Origin of the sequence: Ancylomarina subtilis (assembly GCF_004217115.1) — a bacterium.
GTDB lineage: Bacteria > Bacteroidota > Bacteroidia > Bacteroidales > Marinifilaceae > Ancylomarina > Ancylomarina subtilis.
In genome coordinates, this window is record NZ_SHKN01000001.1 from 2,310,364 (window position 1) to 2,333,533 (window position 23,170).

A 23,170-nucleotide genomic window follows, 5' to 3' on the forward strand; every position below is an offset into this window, starting at 1 on the left:
TGAAGAATGTCTGAACAAAACAGCGATTTATTAAAAGGAATACTAAAGACATACAGTGCTAAAAACGTAATCATGACAAAAAATGCATTCATATTTAACACGAACAAATGTGTGGGCTGTATGGCTTGTGTGGTTGGCTGCAGCATCGAAAATGGCACCAGCTTACAGGTGAACTGGCGTGAAGTAAATTGCCACAACAAAATTAAACATCCCGGACTGCCTGCTTTTCATTTCTCATTGGCTTGTAACCATTGTGAAGAAGCGCCTTGCATGAAAAATTGCCCGGCGTTGGCTTATACCCGCGATAAAGAAACGGGCGCTATTATTCATCATGCCGAGGCTTGTATTGGCTGCAAGTATTGCACCTGGGCTTGCCCTTACGATGCCCCAAAATTCAACCCCAAAACTCAGGTTGTAGAGAAGTGCAACTTTTGTGTCGATCGCATTTCGGAGGGTAAACAACCCGCCTGTGTGCAGGCTTGTCCGGTGGGAGCCTTATCCTTTGGGCAGGAAGAGGTGAATGAAGAAAACCACCTGACACCCGGCTTTGTGAACAAAGGAATTAAACCCGCTATTCAGTTGATTCCCCTGAGAGACGAACACAGGAAACCACAGATTGAGAACACCGATGCCATAGAAATTGATACCAAAAAGTTGGAGAGCTACCTGCCCCAATCCGAATCGAAAATCTCACTGGATAAAGAATGGACCTTAGTGTTATTTACTCTGGCAGTAGCAGGCCTTGTGAGTTGGCAGGCCTCACATCAGTTTGGCATGATTGAGATGCCTCTTATTCCATTTGCCATCGCCTCAATACTAGCCATCGCCCTCAGCTCGCTACACATCGGCAAAAAGTTACGCATGTGGCGATTCATTCTCAATCTGAAAGGCTCCTGGCTAAGTCGTGAGATCTTTTCATTCTCGGCCTTTCTTGGGCTAACGGGTCTGCAAATCATTACCGAGAATCAGATGTTTGGCTATGCCGCTATGGCTTTTGGACTCTTCAGTCTGATTTCCGTCGATCGGGTTTATAAATTTCTGAAACGAAAAGATGAGCTTGCTTGCCACTCTGCCATGGTGAGCCTAACAGCTATGCTGTTATTTGCCTGGTTATCCAATATCTCAATTTTCATCGAATTAATAATTCTGCTAAAAGGCAGTATGTACATCTGGAGAAAGGGAGTCCTAAAGAAAAAAAAGCAGCTTTGGTTTCCTGTACTATCCGTGTGTCGTATACTTTGTTTATTGGTTCCCTATATCCTTTGGGATTTGGGATGGATCACGATCCTACCTGTTTATCTGCTCATCACCCTAACAGGGGAATTAATCGACCGGGCAGAATTTTATTACGAATCGGATGTGGTAACACCCAAGGACGAATTACGAATGATGAATTAGAAATTTCGAACTGACGTAACACATGCGTCCCAAGGATAAACTTTCAAATAACAGGCTGAATAAAAAAATCCCCCAACGGATTCCGTTGAGGGATTTAATTAGAGAGTTATGCCTGAGTGGCACGAATTAGGGTTTAGTTGTTTATTTCTTCCATAGAATGGTCTTCGACCTGATATGTACAGCATGTATTTCGATCCTTAACCTTTATATTAACACCTGTTATATATTCCGAAATGGCCTTAAAACTGACCCGATACACATCAGCATTCGCCCTGCTCATCACCTGCAGGTATGGCAAAAGATCGTTGTTTAAAACATTTCGCACCACATTTTTTTGTATTGCAGCAGCAATACCTTCCGCTCTGTCCATCTCATCTATCGTCGAGTCGCCGAGAATGCTACACAACTTATTTTTATGCATTTTCAGCAGAGCCACATATCCAAACACCCCATCCAAACTTGCAATAGCCTTCTGATTATGCGCCTTATCAAGGACCTTTAAAAGTGATTCACATAAAAAAATCTGCTCATCATAGCCCAAACGATATGGCAAAATATCATGAGCCTCAAAAACTGCCCAAATCATATCTGCATTTTTAACTTTGTCCTTATCCATAGAATAGGTATTCGCCCTGACAAACTGCTTAATCCCATTAAAAATCTGATCGCAAATCGCATCCTGAACCATTAGTTTTTGTGCGAATTCATTGGTTCTAACAGTTGGTTCAGAGGCAAGCAACACCTCTGTTTCAATTTTCAAGCGCTCCAAAATTGCATCTAAATACACATCTTTAATCCAATCCCTTTTTTCAAATTCCTTAACCGTAACACTTGCGATACGTGCTATCTCATTGGTATCAGCAAGACTTAATATCTGTAATGTCATGAGCTTACTAATTTGTTTTATGATTAGAAAGTACATTTAAGTTACAAAAAATAAACACAACAATATAAATAAACTGGGTAAAATAAATTACAAATACAAATCGCATAATCAGACATTTACGAACAAACAAAAGAATTACAGATCGAATAGCCATACAAATTCATCAACACTAAAATCCCCCGGAATCTGGAAACGATCGGGGGATTTGAGCAGTAGTTGTAAGTAATATCTTAATTGACTTGTTTATTTCTTCTTAAAGGGTTTCCTCCTCCACCTGATTCTCGCTGCGCGTTTTGCGAGCTCTCACCTTAATATTGATGCAATACAACATCTCTCATTGGTATCAGCATGAGACAAAGCTTGTAAATTCGTATAAAAATTAATTCAGAACTAAACAATATATTAAATTTAACAAAACCCAAATAAACAATAAAATTTAAATCCCTTCTATTAAAACAAAAATAATCAACAGATCTCTAGAACATTAACAACAATCATACTTGACAGTAATTTTTCGATACTGACAAACCAGTAATCAATAATGATTCCAAGTTAAATTATTGATCGATGTCATTTTAAAAGCCTAAAAACTATTCGAAAACGAAGAGTCTCAAGCTTCACAGATACAAACAGGACAATTCTTATAAGTTAAAATACAGAGCAAAACATAAAGGAAAAATCACATCAACACATTACCTCCTTCTTATTTCGACAAAGAGATTAACATTATAATATTTTCTTTACTTTTACATAAACCCAAGATTTACAACATCAATAAATGCGAAATCCAAATTGGACAAGAGAGCAACTCATCCTTGCCTTTAACCTTTACTGTAAAATACCATTTGGGAAGATTTCCAAAACAAACCCTCAAATCATTCAGTTGGCTGAATTGATCGGTCGAACACCTAGCGCCGTTGGTTTAAAACTATCCAATCTGGCAAGTTTTGATCCTGACCTACAAGCCAGAGGTATAAAAGGAATGCAAAACGCAGGGAAAGGTGACCGTTTGATTTTTGAAGAATTCCAAAACAATAGAGAAGCCCTTGTATTTGAAAGTGAAAACATACTTGCCGACATGCAAGACCTGAGTCTTGAAAATAAATACCTAGCTGAACTACCCGACCTAAGCACAATGGCAGGCGAAACCCGCGAACGTTACATGAAAACAAGAGTCAATCAAAACTTTTTTCGCCAGATGATTCTTTCCAACTACCACAGCAAATGTGCTGTAACGGGTATCGACATGCCAGCCTTGCTCATAGCTAGCCACATTATACCTTGGGCACAAAACGAACAAGAACGCCTCAATCCGACCAATGGCATTTGCCTTTCGGCACTTTACGATAAAGCATTCGACAAACACCTCATCAGTTTTGATGAGGACTACCGCATGATCCTCTCAACAAACTTAAAAGAACACTGCACCAAAGACTATTACCAAACCCACTTTGGAAAAATGGAAGGACAAGAAATGATTCTGCCAAGTAGAGGATTGCCGGGCTTGGAGTTTTTGGAGAGGCATAGAGAGAACATTATCCTATATTAATGCCCATCTCAGAAGGATGACTATAAAAAACACCTCCCAAGCATTTGCCCGGGAGGTGTTTTTCTTTCGATGCAAACTGTCAAGAAAAAAGCCTTTACATCGTTAATTTTATTCGCTTCAATTCATCAATTCTCTTGCGTATGGCAGACTAAAACAGAAAGTACTTCCCTTTCCGACTTCTGATTCGGCCTCAATTCGGCCTCCGTGTTTTTCAATAAATTCTTTGCAGAGCAGCAGACCTAAACCTGTTCCCTTTTCACCAGCTGTTCCGAATCTTGGCGCACCCGCTGTTGCTTTAAACAAATTGCCTAAATTTTCAGCATTCATCCCAACTCCTTCATCTTTCACCCTGATGAAAATGGCTTTCCCAGTATCCTCAACCGACACATAAATATTATTACCCGGATGCGTAAACTTAATGGCATTGGTCAGTAAATTCCGAAGAATGGTCATGAGCATATTTTGGTCAGCAAAAACCAATTGCTTGCTTGAAGTTTGATTGTGAATGCAAATGTTTTTTTTGCTTGCCATATCCGACAATAAGGATATACACGCATGAATAACCTGATGCAGATTTAGATTCGAAGGCATAAACATGACCGCATCCCGCTGACTTTTTGCCCAATCCAAAAGGTTCTCCAATAATTCGTAAATTGTATTGGCTGATTGTTGAATCACTTCTAAGATTTCACTAACACTTTGGGTATCGCTTAAATCGCAATCCGAAATAGTCAGGTCGATGAGTTGTTTGAATCCCCCAATAGGACCTCGCATATCGTGCCCGATAATAGAAAACAGTTTGTCTTTGGTTGCATTCAACTCTTCCAGTTGACGCTTACTTTCTTCGAGAGCTTCTTCCGATTTCTTTCGCTCAGTCACATCACGAAAACTCCATACCCGTCCAATCTTCTCGCCATCGAGTTCCTGCGGGCGTGAATAAAATTCAAATATCCGTCCGTCTTTAAAATCGACCACATCAAAAGACTCGCTGTCGGTCAGATACAAGCCCTCTACTTTTTCCAAAAAGATTTGGGGTTCGGACAACTGATCGAGTACAAATGCCAATAAGGTTTCATCATCGAGGGTTGCGAGAACGGATTCAGGAATGCGCCACAGTTCTGCAAACTTATTATTATACCGTCTGACCTTTCTTTCAGTATCCACCACAAGTATACCATCAACTGTAGATTCAAGAGTCGCATTCACCAATGACAATGATCGTTTGAGCTTATCTTCTGCCAGTTTACGATCAGAAATATCGCGAGTGATACTTAACACGCCTGCAATTTCCTCGTTTTGAAGACGCAGAGGAACACTATTGGATTCCAACCAAATATGTCTGCCCTTCAATCCGACAACATCGAATTCTAACTTACCACCGCCCCCATTTAAGGCATTCAAGAAGTTATCCGCAAATGCCTCTCTGTACTTCTCACCTATCAAAGGAAGTAAGGATTGCCCCATAACCTGTCCCAAATTATCCGCATCAATCATATCAAGACCAGCAGGATTCATGTAAACCAAGTCTCCATCCGGATTAATAATTTTTACACATTCGGGTTCTGATTCGAGGATGATGCTCATTCGTTTTTCACTTTCGCGTAGTGCCTCTTCGGTTTTTTTGCGATCTGTCATATCATCGATAGCGACTATCACATATAGATGTCCGTCAATTTCCACCGGTTCAGCACTAACGTTTAAACAACGCAGCTGAGGCTTATCATCGATCATCAAGGTTAAATTCAGTTCTGCGTCAACAACACAAGGACTTTCGGCAATAATTTGTTCTATCCCCCGGCGTAATGGGCAAGCCGGACATGAATTGGAAAAACCACAGCCTTTAGAATCTTCATAACTATGAATACAGCCTAGACCATTCCCTGCCCTGCGTCCGATTACATCTATAGGGTCACGAAGAACCATGGAATAAATTGCCTGATTAGCTTCTACAATTTCGGTTTCACCATTCAGAAGCAGTAGACCCACTGGCACTGCAGAAAATATTTTCAAAAAATGATCCTGTTTTTTCAAAAGTTTTTCCTCAGCCTTTTTATGGATTTCCATCTCGGAGGATAACTCTTTATTTTCAGATTCGAGTTCTGAAGTTCTCTGATTTACCAGTCTTTCAAGCTCATCATTTCTCATATAAAATTCTCCTATCTAATATTTAGCTGAGTAACATTCCGCTTCCAAATTCCACACCCAAAGCTTATTTAATCGTTACATCAGTATTGATATTATCTCTTTTATTTCTTTCAAACTGGGAAAAGATACAGCCAATATCGGTGTCTCTGTTTCATTTCAACCATTCATTTAAACATTCTGAAACTGAAATGTACAAGATTTTACTAAATCTATCAATTTTAAATTAATTTTCATAGGATAACATTGACTTTAAATGGTTTGCAAGCAGACAATAAAAAAATCCCCGTAAGCATATACTTACGAGGATTATAACTGACCCCAACAGAACCCAGCCTAAAAAGAATTAAGCGCTGATTATATACAACTTGCGAGCTTGAAAATATTTTAATGTCTCCTTATTTGTCCTCACTCTTTTTTATAAGCAATACTTTATCTTCAATTTGGATACTCATTTAGAAAGTTCTCGACAATTTTGTCCAACTTCATTATATCCTCTTTATCCTTTAAAAATGGATCAAATCTTGAATCACCAAATCTTTGTAAACAATAGTGAGGCAAATATGTCTCAAAATTCAGAAGTACAATCTTATCTACAATTCTTTCTTTTAATGAATGAGAAACTATATAGTGACTCATTATACATTCTTCGGTTCCGATATAAATAACTTCGTGAAGATGGTATTAGCCGGGTTCTTATATTGCTTGTAAAGTCCTTCTTTGGTGGTATAAAGTGTAATTATGCCCGATTTTGAATCACAACTTCCTCCAGGTCCATATAGGGTTAGCTTTATAATATATTTTTCGAATTCTTTAAATTCCCAGTCCTTTTCTATCCCGCAAAATTCATTTATCATTTTATTAATTAAGACCTTATTTGTGGCTATATTCTTAAAGCCCTTTTCGTATTCTCCCTTTTTATATACACTTGACTTCATATGGGCTAGAAGCAATTCAAAATCTTTATCAGTAAGACTGTTCGTTTTTGATTTTTGTTTTAATGTTTCAATTAAATCCCCATTGGGAAGACTGACTTTATAGTTATGTTCCTCAAAAAATTAATATCGCAAATAGTTCTCCAAACATAGGTTGTTTCTTCTTCTACTGTAGGTATTTTTATTTAAATTCTATCTTTTGCAGATACGGTAAAACTAAAACCTATAATGTTCAATATTATAATAATAATTTTCATTGCTATGGTTTATGTAATCTTAATCAATGTTATTATACTCAAAAATAACAATTCCTCTGACCAAGGGAGTTTAATCATGCTATTTTTCAAAATCAGGCATTTTTATTGTTCTATTTAAATTTATTTCACTTGCTTCATTAACCATTCTTTATAGAGCTTCATATTTGCCGAGCTCATCGATTGATGACCAATATTCTCCGTTATAAATGTCACATGACAACCGCTATTCTTGAGCTTCGTTATAAGATTTTTAGTCAAATTGTAATTACAACTCAGATCCTGTTTCCCATGAAAAATAAAGGCTGGCACGCCTTTAAAGATTTTTAAATTTTTCTTTTCTCTGAAATCAATCCCTTCTTTGTAGCCGTAATCCATTCCAAGGTTGGGGTGTCCCGATAAAACAGCAATGGCTTTATACCTACTGGGATTTTCATGATAGGTATGATATACCCCATAGCCACCCATGGAAAATCCACTTAAAATTATATTATCTACATCGATATTGAAATTCTTAATCACATCCTGAATGGATTCATTTATATCTGTTTGCGCTTCGTCCGTTGCATAACAGTTGGAAGTCCCCCTACCGTTGGGTGCTAGCATTATAAATCCTTCCTCAACTTTAGCTTTAGTATAAAACATTGATTTTTCTGACTCACTGCTGCCATGCAGGTATACCAATAAAGGGTATTTTTTATTTCCGTCATAGTCCTTAGGCACATATACAGCATATGGGCGTAGGCTTGAATCTATCTCCGACACAAAAGCTCTTCGATAAACACCTTTCTTATTCTCAAAAGGTTTTTCTCCATTTTCAATCTTTTCAATCGTGTTTTTAATTTTTTCGATTGATGATCGAACCTGATAAGAGCTTTCATATTCGAATAAAGTGCTCAAAGCCGATTTGCATTCTTCTAAATATAAAGATAATGTATTAAAAACACCATCTGAAACATCTGACTGACAAGCCTTCAACCTTTTTTCCAGACTTAGTGTTTTCACATTCGGTAGTACGCTTATAAAATGATCTCTTGTCTGTCCGTTCTGCTCACTTACATGTATCCGGTAACCTCCAGGTATAAGCATCGATTTATCAAGTAATATTGTATCAGAAAAGAAACCTTTTTGATATTTCTTTTTGATGTTTTGCTTTGAAACTAGAGCATTCTCACCTGAATAGATGTTTACTCTAAATGTGTAGTTTGTATCCTTCTCCATAAAGCCTGCAAGCTTAATTCCAGGGTATTCGTTTGAAGGTATATTTCTACTTATCATCGATGTTTCGAAATGGTTTATATTTTGAGCTGGCATAAACTTAAGCTCCACATATTTTCTTTTGGAATTTTCACTCCAAATCAAAGCATCCTTTTTAAGGTAATGATGGTTGCATTCGTTTTCACCAATTGCCTTAGTAAAACGCAAGTTAAATCCAATACGATCTGAAAACCAAGGGTGGTAGGGCTGTGTAGATTGCCAAGGTAGTAGGAGTTCCATTGATACCTTATTGTTCCTTACTTTTGTTTTTAATTGCACCTCGTCCCCTAATTTTGGCGGAACCATTCCCACATCAAAATTGCTTCGCCAAATTCTTTTATGCCCCCAGGCTTTTTCATTAGGCGAAAAAGCTAAAACATTAAATTCTGTTGCATCAGAACCATCTGCCTGTGGTTTGCTTATGGTCATAAGAAACCCATCTCCATTCTGATAAGCGCGGTCTCTTGTAATCAGCTGACCATTGTCAATCTCCAGATACAGATATAAAAAAGAAGCACCGTAAGCCAGACTGTACTTCACATCTATTTCGGGATTATTTTTATTGGTTTTGTCAATAATTTTGAAAGGTTTCAACTGATTAATTATCTCATTATTATCTGCAATACCATCAATTCTAGGCGTGTTACCTATAAAATACACAAGCTCTTGAGTAGATGCTGTGTTTATTTGCATCGCAAATAAACCTATTAGAATTATCGTACGTAATGATTTCATTGGACTCTTGTTTTATGCGTTGTTTTAAGTTGATTTTACTGATGAAGTTAAAGCCTAACTAACCTCTATATGCAAGGCTTTCACAATAAACAAACTAGTTTTAGACTGATTTATTATGATTTTAAGGGACAAAATATAAAAGTACGTTGTAATCTAGAAACAAAAATCCTCGTAAGTATATACTTACGAGGATTACCGGTAGCCCCAACAGGACTCGAACCTGTATCTAGTGTTTAGGAAACACTTGTTCTATCCCTTGAACTATGGGGCCAATGCCCGACAAAAGTATCTAAATCTGATTAATTAACAAAACAAAAACAGGCCAGATAGGGGTTTATTCACAAGTGATTGAAATGAAAGTACAACTAATTGTTAAATGAATTATGAAAATAAACTTGCATTATACTAAACATATTTTGTAAGTTTGACATAAATTAAGTAAAAATATCATAAGTTAATTATCTAAATATTAATCATTCTAAAAAAAGGCAAACTCATATTATTCAACCCAATGAAGAAATTTATAATTATACTCTTTGTTACGTGCAGCCTATCAAGTCAAGCACAAAACACCAAAATTGCCGTACTCAAACAGTTCCTGTCAGACATTATAACAATAGACGGAAACCAGCTTAATCAACAGCAGCCTATCATAAGTATCAACAATATGGCACAAGCTAAGGCTGATAAAACTATTAAGATTAATCGTGAAAATATTTCCTCTGCATTACAAGAGGCACAGAATTACAAGTACTGCCTGATCAGCGTTGATGCACATACCTTGGTCAGAGTGATCAGCTTTAAGGATAGCAGTCCGAGTGGAGCTTGGCATGCAGCTATGCCACTGTGTAAGGGCTATATTCAAAGATCCGGGGTCCTTCATGAGCAAAAGGATTATCTTAAGAATTTAATTGGCAGACCGGATTCTCAGGTTCGGATGATGTATTTATTCAACTAATACAAGATCTGTTTTAAAGGTTTCTGCAGGTAAAAAAAAACGAGCCCTGATCGGAAGATCAGGGCTCGTTTTTTTATATTTTAAAATATCAATTATTTTGAAGAGCTATCCTTAATTAGAAAACGATCATAAAAGAATAAAGCTACAACTGCGATTAATCCAATCGAGAAAATAACGTACCAAATCTGCGAAGGATGGTATTTTTCCCAAAGATGGCGAGTCAATTCAACACTCGACATATTCATCTTTTGAGCAACCGTATCGAAATAAGCGTTATTTGAAAGCCCCGTTGGGATTGATAAATTAAGACTCATAGCCTCAGCTCTCACAAACTCAACCTTATCCGAAATTTTCTGGTAAACATCACCCGAAATCAAACCCGCCAATACATTACCAATAAATACAGGAATAAAAGAATACCCCATATAAATGGCCTTTTTATCAGCTGGTGCGATTCGACCAATGTATTCCGTAATTTTAGGAGAACCTGCCATTTCACCAATTGAGAAAATAAACATCGCAGCAATGGTGAACACCACATTCTGAGTTACCAATGTAAGCGTCATTCCGATAGCACAAACCAAGAAACCCACCATCATCGAACTCAGCGGTTTCATTCTCATCACAATGGACGAAACGATTATTTGAAAAACGATAATAAAGAGGGCATCAAAATTGGTGATAAACTCAGCCTCCATCTGTCCGTTAGCCATTCCGTAATTGTCACTGAAGAAAGGCATATACTCACTAAAGAATGCATAAACACTTGAGGTATCAACCCACTGTGCAATAAAAACAGGCAGAGTGAAAAACAACTGCAAATACATCGTCCAAAAACCTGACACAATCACCAGGAAGGTGATAAATTTAGTATCCTTAAAGATTCCTGTCGTATTATTAAAGACCGATTTATTCGATTCACCTATTGGCAGAGTATTAACATATTTAGCCCATCGAAAAGCAAACTGCTCGCCATATGGCAAAAATAAACGCACAATAAAGAGTGGACGTTCGATCAACCAAATCACAAGGAAAATCCCAAATAATGACATGAAGATAACAGTTGATGCCATCAGGGTTTGAATCAAATTCCAGATACTATTGCTTGCCGCCTCCTCCTTCTCAGCAGGTGTTTTAGGTTCATCGAAAAACAAAAGGAGGATGAAATTAACCAAAATCATTGCTGCCGAGATATAAAAAATCAGCTGCGATCCTTTAAACAACAAGGTAACCAAGGGACCAAAGAAGGCTCCAATATTCACCATCATATAAAAGATTCCAAAGCCGATGGAAGAGTTTTCGTCACTGGTGGTTTTAGCAACCGTTGCCGATACAATCGGTTTAAATAAGGCTGCACCCAGAGCCAAATACAAATAGGCAATAAAAACACCCGTATAGGTGTCTAATTGTGGTAAGAGAATAAAAGCGGAGATATAAATAAGGAAGGATAAAAATAGAACACGCTTGTAACCAAACTTATCGGCTATAGAGCCCGTAATTACGGGTAGAAAATAAAGAATACCTGTACCAACCCCCATAATCATACCCTTTTGCGACTGGGTAAACTCAAGTCCCCCTGCATCAGATGATCCGGTTAGGTAATTGGCAAAAAGCATAAAAAAACCATACCAGGCCCAACGCTCGAACAATTCAATTGTATTTGCTACCCAAAAGGTTCTTGGGAAACTCTTCAATACTTTAGCAACACTCATATCTATATTTTTTTCGGATTATAATCTGATCAAATAAGTTCGGGAATATACGTATAAGCTTTCAGGTAAAACATGATATTCAACACTTAGAATTTTATCACAATCCCATTGCCATTAAACAGCACTTTTTGATTTTTTCTTTTGTGAAAATAGAGCCCGGCAAAATAACCGATCCCTCCCCCTAAAACCACATCAGAAAACCAGTGGCGGTTGCGATACATACGCGCCAAACTCACTCCTGCAGGTACCACATAAAACCACTTGGAATATTCTTGTGCGAATGGTGTAAACACAGACCATGCCACAAAAGCATGTCCAGAAGGAAAAGATTTGGTTCCATTACGATTTCCATTAAAGGCAGCAAAGTGAAGAGAGCCTCGATTCATATCCGGACGCGAACGCCCGGCAATAAATTTGGTACTCTCTGTTAGGACTGCTCCACAAATCAAAGCTTTTGCTGAATTCATCGCCGTTGTGGCCAATCGTTCATCGTCTATAGCTGTGGCAATTACCCAGGTAGCCAATGTGGCTGGTGCCATATATTTTTTCTCTCCAAACTCATTACTGATATCCGTAAACCCATCCAAAATCGAATTCTGATTGTGCGTCATACCATCCTTAACCCATTCGTCCAATAAAAAAGCTGACCCTAAAAGGCCACCAAAAACCAACAAATTCTTCTTTGAAAACACCTCTTTCCCTAAACCGGGATTTAAGCATTGTGTTTTTTTTTCAGAAGAAAACTCTGAATAGTTTTCAACTTTTAGCTGAGCCTGAGATTGACTTAAAAAAAATATGAAGAATAGGCCGAAAAGGCTCCATGTCTTTTTTTTCAGAAGATTCATAACCGTTTTGTTTGAGACTTAACAAAAGTAAAAGAATTATTAGTCCTGAGAAACGAAAAGCTTTATTTCATCTAAATCCTTTTGTTTATAGGCTGTTTCACTAAGAACTCAACCGACTATATAGATATATAAACATACAAGAAAAACAAACAAAAAACTCAAGGATCCTACAAAACCAAAACATTAAACAACAATTAAATAAATGAAAAACCAATAACATAAAAACGTTAAACTAAGTTAACAACACAAAGCATCAACTTAAACATATTATTATTTAACTAATTTAGGAACGCTATTTAATTATGGACATAATTAAATAGCATCTAACACAAATTAAAATATTGAAATAACTATGAAACTAATCAGAAGAATTTGTCTAGGTAGTGCATTAATGCTTTCGAGTACAAGCATGCTCCTTGCGCAAAAAGCACCTGCTCTGGATGGAAATGTTCCTATGGACCCTAAGGTGAGAACTGGGAAACTGGCTAATGGCCTAAGCTACTATGTTCGCCACAACGAGGAACCCAAAGATCGTGCGAGCTTTTACATTGTACAAAATGTTGGTGCCATATTGGAAAACGATAATCAAAACGGTTTGGCACACTTTCTGGAACATATGGCCTTCAACGGAACAAAAAACTTCCCAGGTAAAGGCGTCCTAAATTATCTTGAGAAATATGGCGTTGCATTTGGAAGAAACATCAATGCTTACACAAGTACAGATGAGACTGTTTATAACCTAAGTGATGTCCCAACTTCAAATGAAAACGTGTTGGACTCTGCCTTATTAGTTCTTCACGATTGGTCGAACTATTTAAGTTTAGATGGAAAAGAAATAGACAACGAGCGTGGTGTGATTCACGAAGAGTGGAGAACCCGTCGATCAGGAAACAACCGTGTGAGACTTGAAAAAAACAAGCTGATTTACAAAGGGTCAAAATACGCTGAACGCGATGTTATAGGCGACCTAAACGTAATCGACAATTTCGATCACAAAGTCATCCGTGATTTTTACCACGACTGGTACCGTACCGATCTACAAGCAATTGTTGTCGTTGGTGATTTCGATGCAGAAAAAATTGAAGCAAAAATCAAAAAAATGTTTGCTCACATTCCTGCTGTTGAAAACCCAAAAACACGTAAGTATTTTGAGGTTCCAACCAATAAAGAGCCAATTGTTGGAATCATCACCGATCCTGAAGCAAGTCGTATCAATTTCGATATCATCTATAAGCATCAAGCAACGCCTCTTGCTGAAAAAAACATGGCGTATTACAGGGGTTTACTTATCTCAGATCTTCATTCAAGCATCCTAAGAAATCGTTTTAACGAGCTTCTACAAAAAGGTAATGCGCCTTTCATTAATGGTTTCGCAGCCTATTATAATCGAGAAGTTAGGATGGACGTTTATCACAACAGTATCACCCTTAAAGAAGATAATATCCTGGGTGGTATTGAATCTATGCTAAGCGAAACAGAAAAAGCAAATAGATTCGGAGTTGTTGCTACAGAACTGGAAAGAGCTAAAAAAGCCATGCTCAGCAGAATGGAAAAGCAATACAAAGAGAGAAACAAACAAAACAACGATCGTTTGGCTGGTGAGTATCAAAGAAACTTCCTAAGCAATGAACCTGCACCTGGTATCGAATTTGAATTCGAGGCCATGAAAAAATTACTACCTGGAATCACAGCTGAAGAAGTTAATGCAATAGCTAAAACCTGGATCACTGATGATAATGTTGTGATTACACTTACAGCTCCTGAAAAAGAAGGCCTAAAACTTCCTTCTAAAGAAGAGCTTCTTGCAGTCGTAACAAAAGTGAAACAAAAGAAGCTTAAGCCTTATGTTGATGAGGTTATTACCGAACCACTGATTGCTGAACTTCCTAAAGCAGGGAAGATTGTTAAAGAATCAAACCTTGATGTTTATGGGGCTAAAGAGTGGACCCTATCAAATGGAGCTAAGGTTATTGTCAAAACAACTGACTTCATGGAAAATCAGATTCTTTTCCAGGCTTTCAGTGAAGGTGGCCAGTCGCTTTACGATATTAAAGATCTACCTTCAGCAGGGCTAACGGCAGGTTTTGCACCAAGCTTTGGAATCGGAAATTTTGATCAGACAAGCTTAAAGAAATTACTAACAGGCAAAGAGGTTCGCGTTTCACCATATATTGGTGAATTGACAGAAGGATTAAGTGGGAACTCATCTATTCAGGATTTCGAGACCTTGTTGCAATTGGCACACATGTATTTCGAAAACCCACGATTCGACGAAGAAGCTTTTAATGCATTAAAAGGACGCTACAGAGCATTTGTAGCCAATATGGGCGCAGATGTCAACAAAGTTTTCCGCGATTCAGTTTCATTAACATCTACCGATCACAATGCACGCACCATCCTTTTCGATACTAAGATGATCGATCAATTGGATTTTGAAACCATGAAACGTGTTTATAAAGATCGTATCGCTGATGCGAGTGATTTCACTTTCATTTTTGTTGGAAACATTGATGCAGAAAAAGCAAAACCCATGATTGAAACTTATTTGGGTAGCATCAAAGACATCGACAGAAAAGAAACGTGGAAAGATACTGGTGTAAACTTCCCTAAAAAAGACACATACAACCACTTCAGCAGAGAAATGAAAACACCAAAAACAACCATCCATATCGATTTCCATGGTGATATTAAATACACCAAAGAAAACTCAATTATGATGGACATGGTAACAAAACTATTGAGCAAGCGATATATCGATGTTATTCGTGAAAAAGAAGGTGGTTCATATGGTGTAGGAGTTTGGGCAAGCGTGGATAAATTCCCACGTCAAGAATACAAATTATCTATTCAATTCGATACCGATCCTGCTAAAGCAGATAAACTTAAAGGTATTGTATATAGTGAAATCCAAGACCTCTTCACGAAAGGTGTCAAGCTGGATGATCTGAACGAAGCAAAGAAAAACTTCATCAAAGAGCGTCAAGAAAATCTTCGTAAAAACACGTATTGGGTTAATGCCATCAACAAGCATTACACTTACAATGATCTTATGATGAAACCAGAGGTTTTCGAAAAAATGATCAATTCTATTTCAAAAGAAAAAGTAGAAAAATTTGCAAAGAAATATCTTGCAAAACCAACAAAAACAGAAGTTGTGATGTCTCCTAAGAATAAGGAAATCTAGAACATATTACAATTAAAAACAGAGGGCATCCAAAACTTGGGTGCCCTCTTTTCATATCAGCCCTCATCGAAAATATGGATCAAACTGAAATACAAAAAAGCCGCTCGAAAAAATCGAACGGCTTCTGCTCCCTCTCTTGGACTCGAACCAAGGACCCTCTGATTAACAGTCAGATGCTCTAACCAACTGAGCTAAGAAGGAAAAAACTGGTATTCTTTTTTAAAACCTCACAGTATCGGTTTCTTGCTCCCTCTCTTGGACTCGAACCAAGGACCCTCTGATTAACAGTCAGATGCTCTAACCAACTGAGCTAAGAAGGAGTAAACTGATATTTTTTTTTAAAACCTCACAGTATCGGTTTTTTGCTCCCTCTCTTGGACTCGAACCAAGGACCCTCTGATTAACAGTCAGATGCTCTAACCAACTGAGCTAAGAAGGAGTGTTATTTCAAATATCCCTTTTGCTTATAAAGACAACCTTTATTGGGGAAATTTGCGATGCAAAACTAAGCGCTTTTACCCAATTATACAAGCGTCTCTCCTTATTTTTTTCAAAAAAAACGAATAAACTTTTTCTCTTGATTTGAAATTTGCTTTTTATCAGGAAGATATGCTCAAAAAAAAGATTGGGTCAAATCATCATTTTTCAGTTATCATTGAGGACAAGCACAGTTTGGACACAAAAACCGCCCATAGAACAACACGAATTACCTAAGAAAAAAAATGATTTAGATCCCCTCAGGCCCCAATATTCTCAGCTCGAATGCAATTACCCACTAAATAATCAGACTTATATGTCTTTATCTATTTTTTAATCTTAGCTTTGCACGACAACTATTCTTATTTACACTAATTTAAAATAAATAATAGATGGTAACTTCTAATATCGCGGAACATCTTTCTTTTTCAGAGTTCCTGAGCGCTATTAAAAAGACGATACACAGTGCTTTTTACGAAAAGGATAATATCGAAAAATTTATCCAAAAAAGAGGATTTCCTGCATTGGTACTAAGAGATATAATGGCCAAGAACCCCTTATCGGTAGCTATTCCTAAAGAATATGGTGGCCGTGGAGCTAAAGTAAAAGAGTGTTTAGGCATTTTGGATACGGCTTCATATGAATCACTTCCATTAGCCTTAACCTTTGGTATTAATATCGCTTTATTTCTAGAACCTGTTGCGAAATACGCACAGGACACCGTAAAGAAGGGGATTTTTGATCGTTTTCTAACTCAACAGAATATGGGTGGTTTAATGATTACCGAACCTGATTTTGGGAGTGATGCCCTTGGCATGCAAACTTCTAATATTAAGATGGGAGAATCCTACCATATCAAAGGAACCAAACACTGGCAAGGTTTAACTGGTATGGCTGATTATTGGCTGATGACCTCCCGTCCAAAGGATCAACAGGGGAAATTAGGTCGGGATATCGATTTCTTTATTTGCGACGTGCAACAACCACAACAAGCTATCAAAGTTGAAGAATACTACAACAACCTGGGGCTCTACCCTATTCCCTATGGAAAAAATTCAATTGATATTCAGGTGCCTGAGAAATACAAACTGGAACCTGAAACAACAGGTTTAAAATTGATGATGGATCTTCTTCATAGAAGTCGCTTGCAGTTTCCAGGTATGGGAATGGGCTTTATTCGCAGAATGCTTGACGAATCGATAAAACATTGTACAACCCGAATTGTTGGTGGCAAACCCTTAATTTCACTCGATCAGGTTCGTCATCAAATTGGACGTATCCAATCTGCTTTTACGATCTGCTCGGCCATGTGTTCCCGTAGTTCGATTATTAGCGGAATTGAAAACAATTTAGCTGCAGCTGCCATTGAAGCCAACAGCATGAAAGCTTATATTACTGATATGATGCAGGAAGCGGCACAAACACTAACACAGTTGAGTGGCGCTAATGGTTACAAAGCAGAAAGTGTAGGTTCCAGAGCCATTATTGATTCACGACCTTTCCAGATTTTTGAAGGATCAAACGATATGCTTTATACACAACTCTCTGAAATGGTTATGAAAATCATGACAAAAAAGAAGAATATGAACCTCTCCGACTTCTTCAAAAATCATGAGCTGACTAAAAATGTTTCCGATTATTTCAAAAATTTGGTTGATTTTAATCTGGATACTAAAATTCCACAACGAAAAATTGTTGATTTAGGTAAAATCATTAGTAAAGTTGTCGCAGCCGACCATGTCGTTCAACTTGGATCCAAGGGTTTTAGAACAGACTTAATTAATGATAGTCTGGAAACAATTAAGCATGAAATATCAATGTTAGTTAGCTCATACCGCTTTCAAACAAACGTCTCTCCTACTGAGGAGTATAAGGACCAAAGCTCTTGGCTGTCCTTTTGCTAGAATTGATTATATTGATTCTTTAAATACATCAACACTTCTAAATTCCTCTTCTTTTCAATAAAGGAGGGGAATTATTATCAGGCAAAATTCGGGATTTGGAATATTATCTTTCAAATAAAAGCTGCATTTATTCACAAAAACGCAGAAGTACAAACAATTACCCTATCTTTGTCACTTTTATACATTATACATGACATTCAAAGATTTAGGAATTATTGATCCTATCCTGAAAGCCCTGGAGGCCAAAGGCTATACATATCCCTCACCTATTCAAGCCCAGTCTATTCCCATCCTTCTAAACAGAAAGGACCTATTAGGTTGTGCCCAAACGGGAACAGGAAAAACGGCAGCATTTGCCATTCCTATCCTACAACACCTCTACAACGACCAGCGTAAAAGCAAAGGCCAGCGTAAGATTAAAGCCCTGATTGTAACACCTACCAGAGAGTTAGCCATTCAAATTGGAGATAGCTTTACGGCATATGGGAAACATACGGGTATTGTAAACACCGTTATTTTTGGCGGTGTCAAACAAGGGACACAAACCAAAGCACTTCAAAGAGGTGTAGACATCCTTGTGGCGACTCCAGGCCGTTTACTCGACCTGATTAACCAAGGTTATATATCGTTAAAAGACGTGCAGTATTCCGTACTTGACGAGGCTGATCATATGCTCGACATGGGATTTATTCATGACATCCGAAGAATTATTGATCAGTTACCTAAGAGAAGACAATCTCTTTTCTTTTCGGCAACCATGCCACCAGCGATTCTAAAACTATCTCAGAAGCTTTTAGGCAATCCAGAGAAGGTTACTATAGCTCCAAAACAAACCACGGCAGAACGCGTTGAACAGGCCTTATATTTTGTAAGCAAAAAGAATAAACCTAAATTATTAATTCACCTATTAACACAAAATGAGGTTGATTCTACCCTTATATTTACAAGAACAAAATACGGGGCTGATAAGATCACCAAATTCTTAAAGAAGGTCAATATACATTCTGAAGCCATTCATGGTAACAAATCGCAGAATCAGAGACAGAATGCCCTATTAAATTTCAAAGAAGGAAAAACTAAGGTACTTGTGGCAACAGATATTGCTGCGCGTGGTATCGATGTTGATGGCTTAGCTTTAGTCGTTAATTTTGATTTGCCTAATATTGCTGAGACCTATGTGCACCGAATTGGACGTACGGGTAGAGCTGCTGCTAGTGGTATTGCAATTTCGTTCTGCGATATTGAAGAAAAACCTTATTTAAAGGATATTCAAAAGCTAATTGCTCAGGAAATTCGTGTTATCGAAGAACATCCGTTCCTGAACTCGGGAGACAATGAACCCGTTGAAAAACCAAAGAGACCTCAAAGAACCAGACGTACGGATCGTAAGCCTGAAACGAAAAAAACAGACAATGCTGAAAATAGACAGCGAAAAGATAGAAGACGTAAACCTTTTTCCAGAAAAAGAGATTAACTCGTCTCACTTTATTTAAAGCACAAAAAAACTCATGATGGTATATCATGAGTTTTTTTTATATCAAAGGTCAGATTAAACCTGAGTTATTTTGTTTGTCTGATCTGCTTAAAGCTAATATTAAGGGCTTTCTGAAAATATCTGATACTCTTCAGTTCTTTAGATGTAACCAAAGACAAGGAAAGACCATCTTTACCTGCACGAGCTGTTCGTCCACTTCGATGGGTATAATACTCTTCCTTATCAGGCAACTGATAATGCACTACATACGAAAGGCCTTCTACGTCGATACCACGCGCTGCAATATCGGTCGCAACAATCATCTGCAAGCTTCCATTTTTGAAAGCACGCATCACCTTGTCACGCTCTTTTTGTAAAAGATCGCCATGAAGACCATCAGCGGGAATATTTCTAGCAATTAACTGTTTTGCCAATGTCTGTGCAGCAACCTTAGTCTTACAAAAAATCAGTCCTCTATTATCACTTTGTGAACTTAAAAACTGAAGCAAAATATTCAACTTCTCCTTTTCATCACAAACCAAAAACTTGTGCTCTATGTTTTTGTTCACCACATTACGCCCACTCACCTCTACTCTGTGCGCATTGCTTTTCAGGTGTTTATTTACAATTTGTTTGATCCCTTGTGGCATGGTTGCTGAAAACAACCACTTATTCTGAGCCATTGAGGTAAAACTTAAGATTTGATCGAGCTCCTTTTTGAACCCCATACTCAACATTTCGTCAGCCTCATCTAGCACAACGGTACTCACATGACTCAAATCAACAGCCTTACGTTTTATCAGATCGATTAATCGGCCCGGAGTTGCAACAATAATATGAGTTGGACGACGCAAAGCCGCAACTTGCTTATCAATAGGTGCACCGCCATAAACGGCCTCAGTAAAAATCTTATCAGAAAATTTAGTAAACTTAAAAAGCTGCTTAGCAATCTGCTGGCCCAACTCGCGGGTAGGACAAAGAATAAGCCCCTGAACAACCTTGTGATGCGTATTTATACGATGAAGCATTGGCAAGCCAAAGGCAGCTGTTTTTCCTGTACCAGTTTGCGCCTGACCAACCAGATCAGTATCTCCATTTAATAATATTGGGATAACTCTACTTTGTATCTCAGTAGGTTTCTCAATATTCATATCACTCAATCCTTTAAGAAAGTCTTTTCTTACTCCCAGTACTTTAAAATTCTCCAAAACAGATATTTATTTAGTTTGGCCACAAAGATACTTATTAAATATGTGGATGCAAATGAATAAGACCATGCAACTTGTCATTTAATCGATCAAATTATTCCCCTCTAATTTCGCTGTAAAAAACCATCAGATTTGTTAAGTTTGGGATGAAAATTCAGAAATATAATAAAGGGACCCATTAATTAGCCTTTTTACAACAACAGAATCGTATAGCATGCCTAAATACTCAGTCATTATTCCCATTTACAATCGGCCTGACGAAGCCAAAGAGTTACTCGAAAGCCTAAGCAAGCAAACCTATAAGAATTTTGATATTCTCATGATTGAGGATGGCTCTTCGGAAGATTGTTCAGCCATCGTAAAAAGTTACGCCAATGATCTTGATATTAAATATCATTTTAAACCCAATTCAGGACCAGGAGACAGTCGAAATGTGGGCATGAGTATGGCAACTGGTGATTACTTAATATTTTTTGATTCGGATTGCATTATACCACCTCAATACTTTGAAGAGGTTGAGAAACATTTAGCAGAAACTCCTCTTGATGCGTTTGGTGGCCCGGATAGTGCTCACGAATCCTTTAGTAAGGTGCAAAAAGCCATCAATTATGCGATGACATCAATTATTACAACAGGTGGTATTCGAGGTAAAAAAAACAAATTAGATCAATACCAACCCCGCAGCTTCAATATGGGAATCAGTCAGGAGGTTTACAAAAAAGTTGGGGGTTACACCGATGTCACACCCGGCGAAGATCCTGATTTGAGTTACCGTATTATGAACGCAGGCTTTCGTGTCGGATTAATTGAAAAAGCATACGTTTTCCATAAAAGACGAATTGATTTTTCGAAATTCATCAAACAAGTCTACAAATTTGGTGTGATGCGTCCAGTGCTTGTAAAATGGTACCCCGATAAATTTAAACTGACTTATACCTTTCCAACACTGTTCTTATTATTCAGTCTGTTCCTGCTCGGACTTGCTGTAATGATAAACCCATTATTCTTATTGCCTTTGGCTTTTATTGCAGCTATTCTATTTATCGAATCACTCATAAAGACCAAAAGCTTATCAATTTCCCTACTAGCCATATTAGCCAGTTTTATCCAGCTTTATGCCTATGGTTATGGCTTCCTAAAAAGTACTATCTTAATTCTGATTCTGAAAAAAGAAGAACGGATCGTTTTCGACAATTTCTTTTTTGATAAATCGAAACGTCCTAAGAACTCATAAATTCACATCGATCCCAAACTTCAACTTTTTAATCGTCATATTTTGTAACTTTAAGATCAAAGTTCAAATAATAAAAATATGGCACACATATTAATCAGTGGTGGTTCCGGATTGGTTGGTAAAGCTCTATGTACGAAATTACGGGACAAAGGTCACGATGTCGCCATTTTGAGTCGAAACAAAGACATCAGAGCTTCACATAAAAGTTTCTATTGGGATCCTGAAAATAATGAAATTGATCCTGAAGCCATTGACTCATCTGACTATATCATCCATTTGGCCGGAGCCAATATTGCAGAAAAAAGCTGGACTCCTAAAAGAAAGAATGTATTACTTGAGAGTAGAGTGCGATCCGCCAAGCTCATTTTTAATGAAGTCAAAAGACAAAACAAGAATTTAAAAGCTTTTATTTCAGCTTCAGCAATTGGGTACTATGGATTGATTACATCTGAAAAAATATTTTCTGAAGGAGATCGTGCTGCAGATGATTTCCTCGGTCGAACTTGTCAGAAATGGGAAGAAGCTGCTAACCAATTTTGCGAATTGGGAGTTAGAACAACTATTTTAAGAACGGGACTAGTTCTGGATAAGCAAGGTGGCGCTTTGTCCAAAATGCTTATCCCCGTAAAAATGGGTTTAGCTTCCCCACTTGGAAATGGTAAACAATACCTCCCCTGGATCCACATAGATGACCTTTGTGAAATTTACATCAAAGCCATTGAGGACAATACAATGAAGGGAGCCTACAACGCTGTAGCTCCTGAATATCATACCAACCTCAGCTTTACAAAAACCCTGGCTCAAGTTCTTAAAAAGCCATTTTGGTTTCCAAACATACCAACTTTTCTCATTAAATCACTATTGGGTGAAATGTCTATGCTTCTCTTGACTGGCAGCCGGATTTCAGCCAGTAAGCTTCTTTCTACCAGCTATACTTACAAATTTCCTAAACTGGATAAGGCCTTGATTAATCTTTTAGAAGAATAAGGGACACAAAAGAAAAATCCAAACACTCATA

General features: G+C 37.7%; 15 protein-coding genes and 4 tRNA genes. 8 read left to right on the plus strand and 11 right to left on the minus strand.

Going from position 1 to position 23,170, the window contains the following annotated elements; translation table 11 throughout:
- Positions 1-6 precede the first annotated feature (6 nt).
- Positions 7-1,398, plus strand: a complete 1,392-nt coding sequence (locus EV201_RS09440) for a 4Fe-4S dicluster domain-containing protein (protein ID WP_130307328.1) — start codon at positions 7-9, stop codon at positions 1,396-1,398.
- A gap of 133 nt (positions 1,399-1,531) precedes the next feature.
- Here the strand turns inward: EV201_RS09440 and EV201_RS09445 are convergent, their stop codons facing one another.
- Positions 1,532-2,284: a DUF6261 family protein gene (locus EV201_RS09445; protein WP_130307329.1), complete on the minus strand. Its 753-nt coding sequence runs from the start codon at positions 2,282-2,284 to the stop codon at positions 1,532-1,534.
- A gap of 778 nt (positions 2,285-3,062) precedes the next feature.
- Between EV201_RS09445 and EV201_RS09450 the strand changes: the two genes are divergently transcribed.
- Positions 3,063-3,833 carry an HNH endonuclease gene (locus EV201_RS09450; protein ID WP_130307330.1) on the plus strand — a complete coding sequence of 257 codons (771 nt, stop codon included), beginning with the start codon at positions 3,063-3,065 and terminating at the stop codon, positions 3,831-3,833.
- A gap of 117 nt (positions 3,834-3,950) precedes the next feature.
- Here the strand turns inward: EV201_RS09450 and EV201_RS09455 are convergent, their stop codons facing one another.
- From EV201_RS09455 to EV201_RS09470, 4 genes are all read right to left on the minus strand, one after another.
- Complete coding sequence (locus EV201_RS09455) at positions 3,951-5,978, minus strand: sensor histidine kinase (protein WP_130307331.1); 2,028 nt, start codon at positions 5,976-5,978, stop codon at positions 3,951-3,953.
- 635 nt (positions 5,979-6,613) lie between these two features.
- A complete protein-coding gene (locus EV201_RS09460; protein ID WP_130307332.1) occupies positions 6,614-6,913 on the minus strand; it encodes a hypothetical protein in 300 nt (99 codons plus the stop codon).
- 374 nt (positions 6,914-7,287) lie between these two features.
- Complete coding sequence (locus EV201_RS09465; RefSeq protein ID WP_130307333.1) at positions 7,288-9,156, minus strand: accessory Sec system protein Asp2; 1,869 nt, start codon at positions 9,154-9,156, stop codon at positions 7,288-7,290.
- A 199-nt stretch (positions 9,157-9,355) separates the two neighbouring features.
- A tRNA-Arg gene (locus tag EV201_RS09470) sits at positions 9,356-9,427 on the minus strand.
- A gap of 240 nt (positions 9,428-9,667) precedes the next feature.
- Here EV201_RS09470 and EV201_RS09475 point away from each other — a divergent pair.
- Positions 9,668-10,114 carry a hypothetical protein gene (locus tag EV201_RS09475; RefSeq protein WP_130307334.1) on the plus strand — a complete coding sequence of 149 codons (447 nt, stop codon included), beginning with the start codon at positions 9,668-9,670 and terminating at the stop codon, positions 10,112-10,114.
- Positions 10,115-10,206: 92 nt separating this feature from the next.
- Here the strand turns inward: EV201_RS09475 and EV201_RS16500 are convergent, their stop codons facing one another.
- Positions 10,207-11,826 (minus strand): MFS transporter, encoded by a 1,620-nt coding sequence (locus tag EV201_RS16500; RefSeq protein ID WP_207224428.1) that lies wholly within the window; start codon positions 11,824-11,826, stop codon positions 10,207-10,209.
- A gap of 86 nt (positions 11,827-11,912) precedes the next feature.
- Positions 11,913-12,671 (minus strand): phosphatase PAP2 family protein, encoded by a 759-nt coding sequence (locus EV201_RS09485; RefSeq protein WP_130307335.1) that lies wholly within the window; start codon positions 12,669-12,671, stop codon positions 11,913-11,915.
- A 352-nt stretch (positions 12,672-13,023) separates the two neighbouring features.
- On the opposite strand from EV201_RS09485, the gene EV201_RS09490 reads away from it, so the two are divergent.
- Entirely contained in the window at positions 13,024-15,855 is a 2,832-nt protein-coding gene (locus EV201_RS09490) for a M16 family metallopeptidase (RefSeq protein ID WP_130307336.1), read from the plus strand.
- Positions 15,856-15,982: 127 nt separating this feature from the next.
- On the opposite strand, the gene EV201_RS09495 is transcribed toward EV201_RS09490, so the two are convergent.
- The 3 genes from EV201_RS09495 to EV201_RS09505 all read right to left on the minus strand — a co-directional run bounded on the left by EV201_RS09495 (position 15,983) and on the right by EV201_RS09505 (position 16,294).
- A tRNA-Asn gene (locus EV201_RS09495) sits at positions 15,983-16,056 on the minus strand.
- Between the two features lie 45 nt (positions 16,057-16,101).
- Positions 16,102-16,175, minus strand: a tRNA-Asn gene (locus tag EV201_RS09500).
- Positions 16,176-16,220: 45 nt separating this feature from the next.
- A tRNA-Asn gene (locus EV201_RS09505) sits at positions 16,221-16,294 on the minus strand.
- A gap of 430 nt (positions 16,295-16,724) precedes the next feature.
- On the opposite strand from EV201_RS09505, the gene EV201_RS09510 reads away from it, so the two are divergent.
- A complete protein-coding gene (locus tag EV201_RS09510; protein WP_130307337.1) occupies positions 16,725-18,236 on the plus strand; it encodes an acyl-CoA dehydrogenase family protein in 1,512 nt (503 codons plus the stop codon).
- Positions 18,237-18,426: 190 nt separating this feature from the next.
- The gene (locus EV201_RS09515; protein ID WP_130307338.1) at positions 18,427-19,710 is read left to right on the plus strand and encodes a DEAD/DEAH box helicase; all 1,284 of its coding nucleotides are present in this window, start codon (positions 18,427-18,429) and stop codon (positions 19,708-19,710) included.
- 86 nt (positions 19,711-19,796) lie between these two features.
- Here EV201_RS09515 and EV201_RS09520 read toward each other — a convergent pair whose 3' ends face one another.
- Positions 19,797-20,918 (minus strand): DEAD/DEAH box helicase, encoded by a 1,122-nt coding sequence (locus tag EV201_RS09520; protein WP_207224429.1) that lies wholly within the window; start codon positions 20,916-20,918, stop codon positions 19,797-19,799.
- A gap of 214 nt (positions 20,919-21,132) precedes the next feature.
- Here EV201_RS09520 and EV201_RS09525 point away from each other — a divergent pair, with 214 nt between their 5' ends.
- Together EV201_RS09525 and EV201_RS09530 are read left to right on the plus strand one after the other, a co-directional pair.
- A complete protein-coding gene (locus tag EV201_RS09525; RefSeq protein ID WP_130307339.1) occupies positions 21,133-22,152 on the plus strand; it encodes a glycosyltransferase family 2 protein in 1,020 nt (339 codons plus the stop codon).
- 78 nt (positions 22,153-22,230) lie between these two features.
- Positions 22,231-23,139 (plus strand): TIGR01777 family oxidoreductase, encoded by a 909-nt coding sequence (locus EV201_RS09530; RefSeq protein ID WP_130307340.1) that lies wholly within the window; start codon positions 22,231-22,233, stop codon positions 23,137-23,139.
- The last annotated feature ends 31 nt before the right edge of the window (positions 23,140-23,170 follow it).

What these genes read in the sequence shown, in the direction of transcription:
- EV201_RS09475 (WP_130307334.1), top strand. Translation starts at nt 9,668, where the DNA reads ATGAAGAAATTTATAATTATACTCTTTGTTACGTGCAGCCTATCAAGT.
- EV201_RS09455 (WP_130307331.1), bottom strand. Translation starts at nt 5,978, where the DNA reads ATGAGAAATGATGAGCTTGAAAGACTGGTAAATCAGAGAACTTCAGAA.
- EV201_RS09525 (WP_130307339.1), top strand. Translation starts at nt 21,133, where the DNA reads ATGCCTAAATACTCAGTCATTATTCCCATTTACAATCGGCCTGACGAA.
- EV201_RS09460 (WP_130307332.1), bottom strand. Translation starts at nt 6,913, where the DNA reads ATGAAGTCAAGTGTATATAAAAAGGGAGAATACGAAAAGGGCTTTAAG.
- EV201_RS09445 (WP_130307329.1), bottom strand. Translation starts at nt 2,284, where the DNA reads ATGACATTACAGATATTAAGTCTTGCTGATACCAATGAGATAGCACGT.
- EV201_RS09530 (WP_130307340.1), top strand. Translation starts at nt 22,231, where the DNA reads ATGGCACACATATTAATCAGTGGTGGTTCCGGATTGGTTGGTAAAGCT.
- EV201_RS16500 (WP_207224428.1), bottom strand. Translation starts at nt 11,826, where the DNA reads ATGAGTGTTGCTAAAGTATTGAAGAGTTTCCCAAGAACCTTTTGGGTA.
- EV201_RS09465 (WP_130307333.1), bottom strand. Translation starts at nt 9,156, where the DNA reads ATGAAATCATTACGTACGATAATTCTAATAGGTTTATTTGCGATGCAA.
- EV201_RS09490 (WP_130307336.1), top strand. Translation starts at nt 13,024, where the DNA reads ATGAAACTAATCAGAAGAATTTGTCTAGGTAGTGCATTAATGCTTTCG.
- EV201_RS09510 (WP_130307337.1), top strand. Translation starts at nt 16,725, where the DNA reads ATGGTAACTTCTAATATCGCGGAACATCTTTCTTTTTCAGAGTTCCTG.
- EV201_RS09450 (WP_130307330.1), top strand. Translation starts at nt 3,063, where the DNA reads ATGCGAAATCCAAATTGGACAAGAGAGCAACTCATCCTTGCCTTTAAC.
- EV201_RS09515 (WP_130307338.1), top strand. Translation starts at nt 18,427, where the DNA reads ATGACATTCAAAGATTTAGGAATTATTGATCCTATCCTGAAAGCCCTG.
- EV201_RS09440 (WP_130307328.1), top strand. Translation starts at nt 7, where the DNA reads ATGTCTGAACAAAACAGCGATTTATTAAAAGGAATACTAAAGACATAC.
- EV201_RS09485 (WP_130307335.1), bottom strand. Translation starts at nt 12,671, where the DNA reads ATGAATCTTCTGAAAAAAAAGACATGGAGCCTTTTCGGCCTATTCTTC.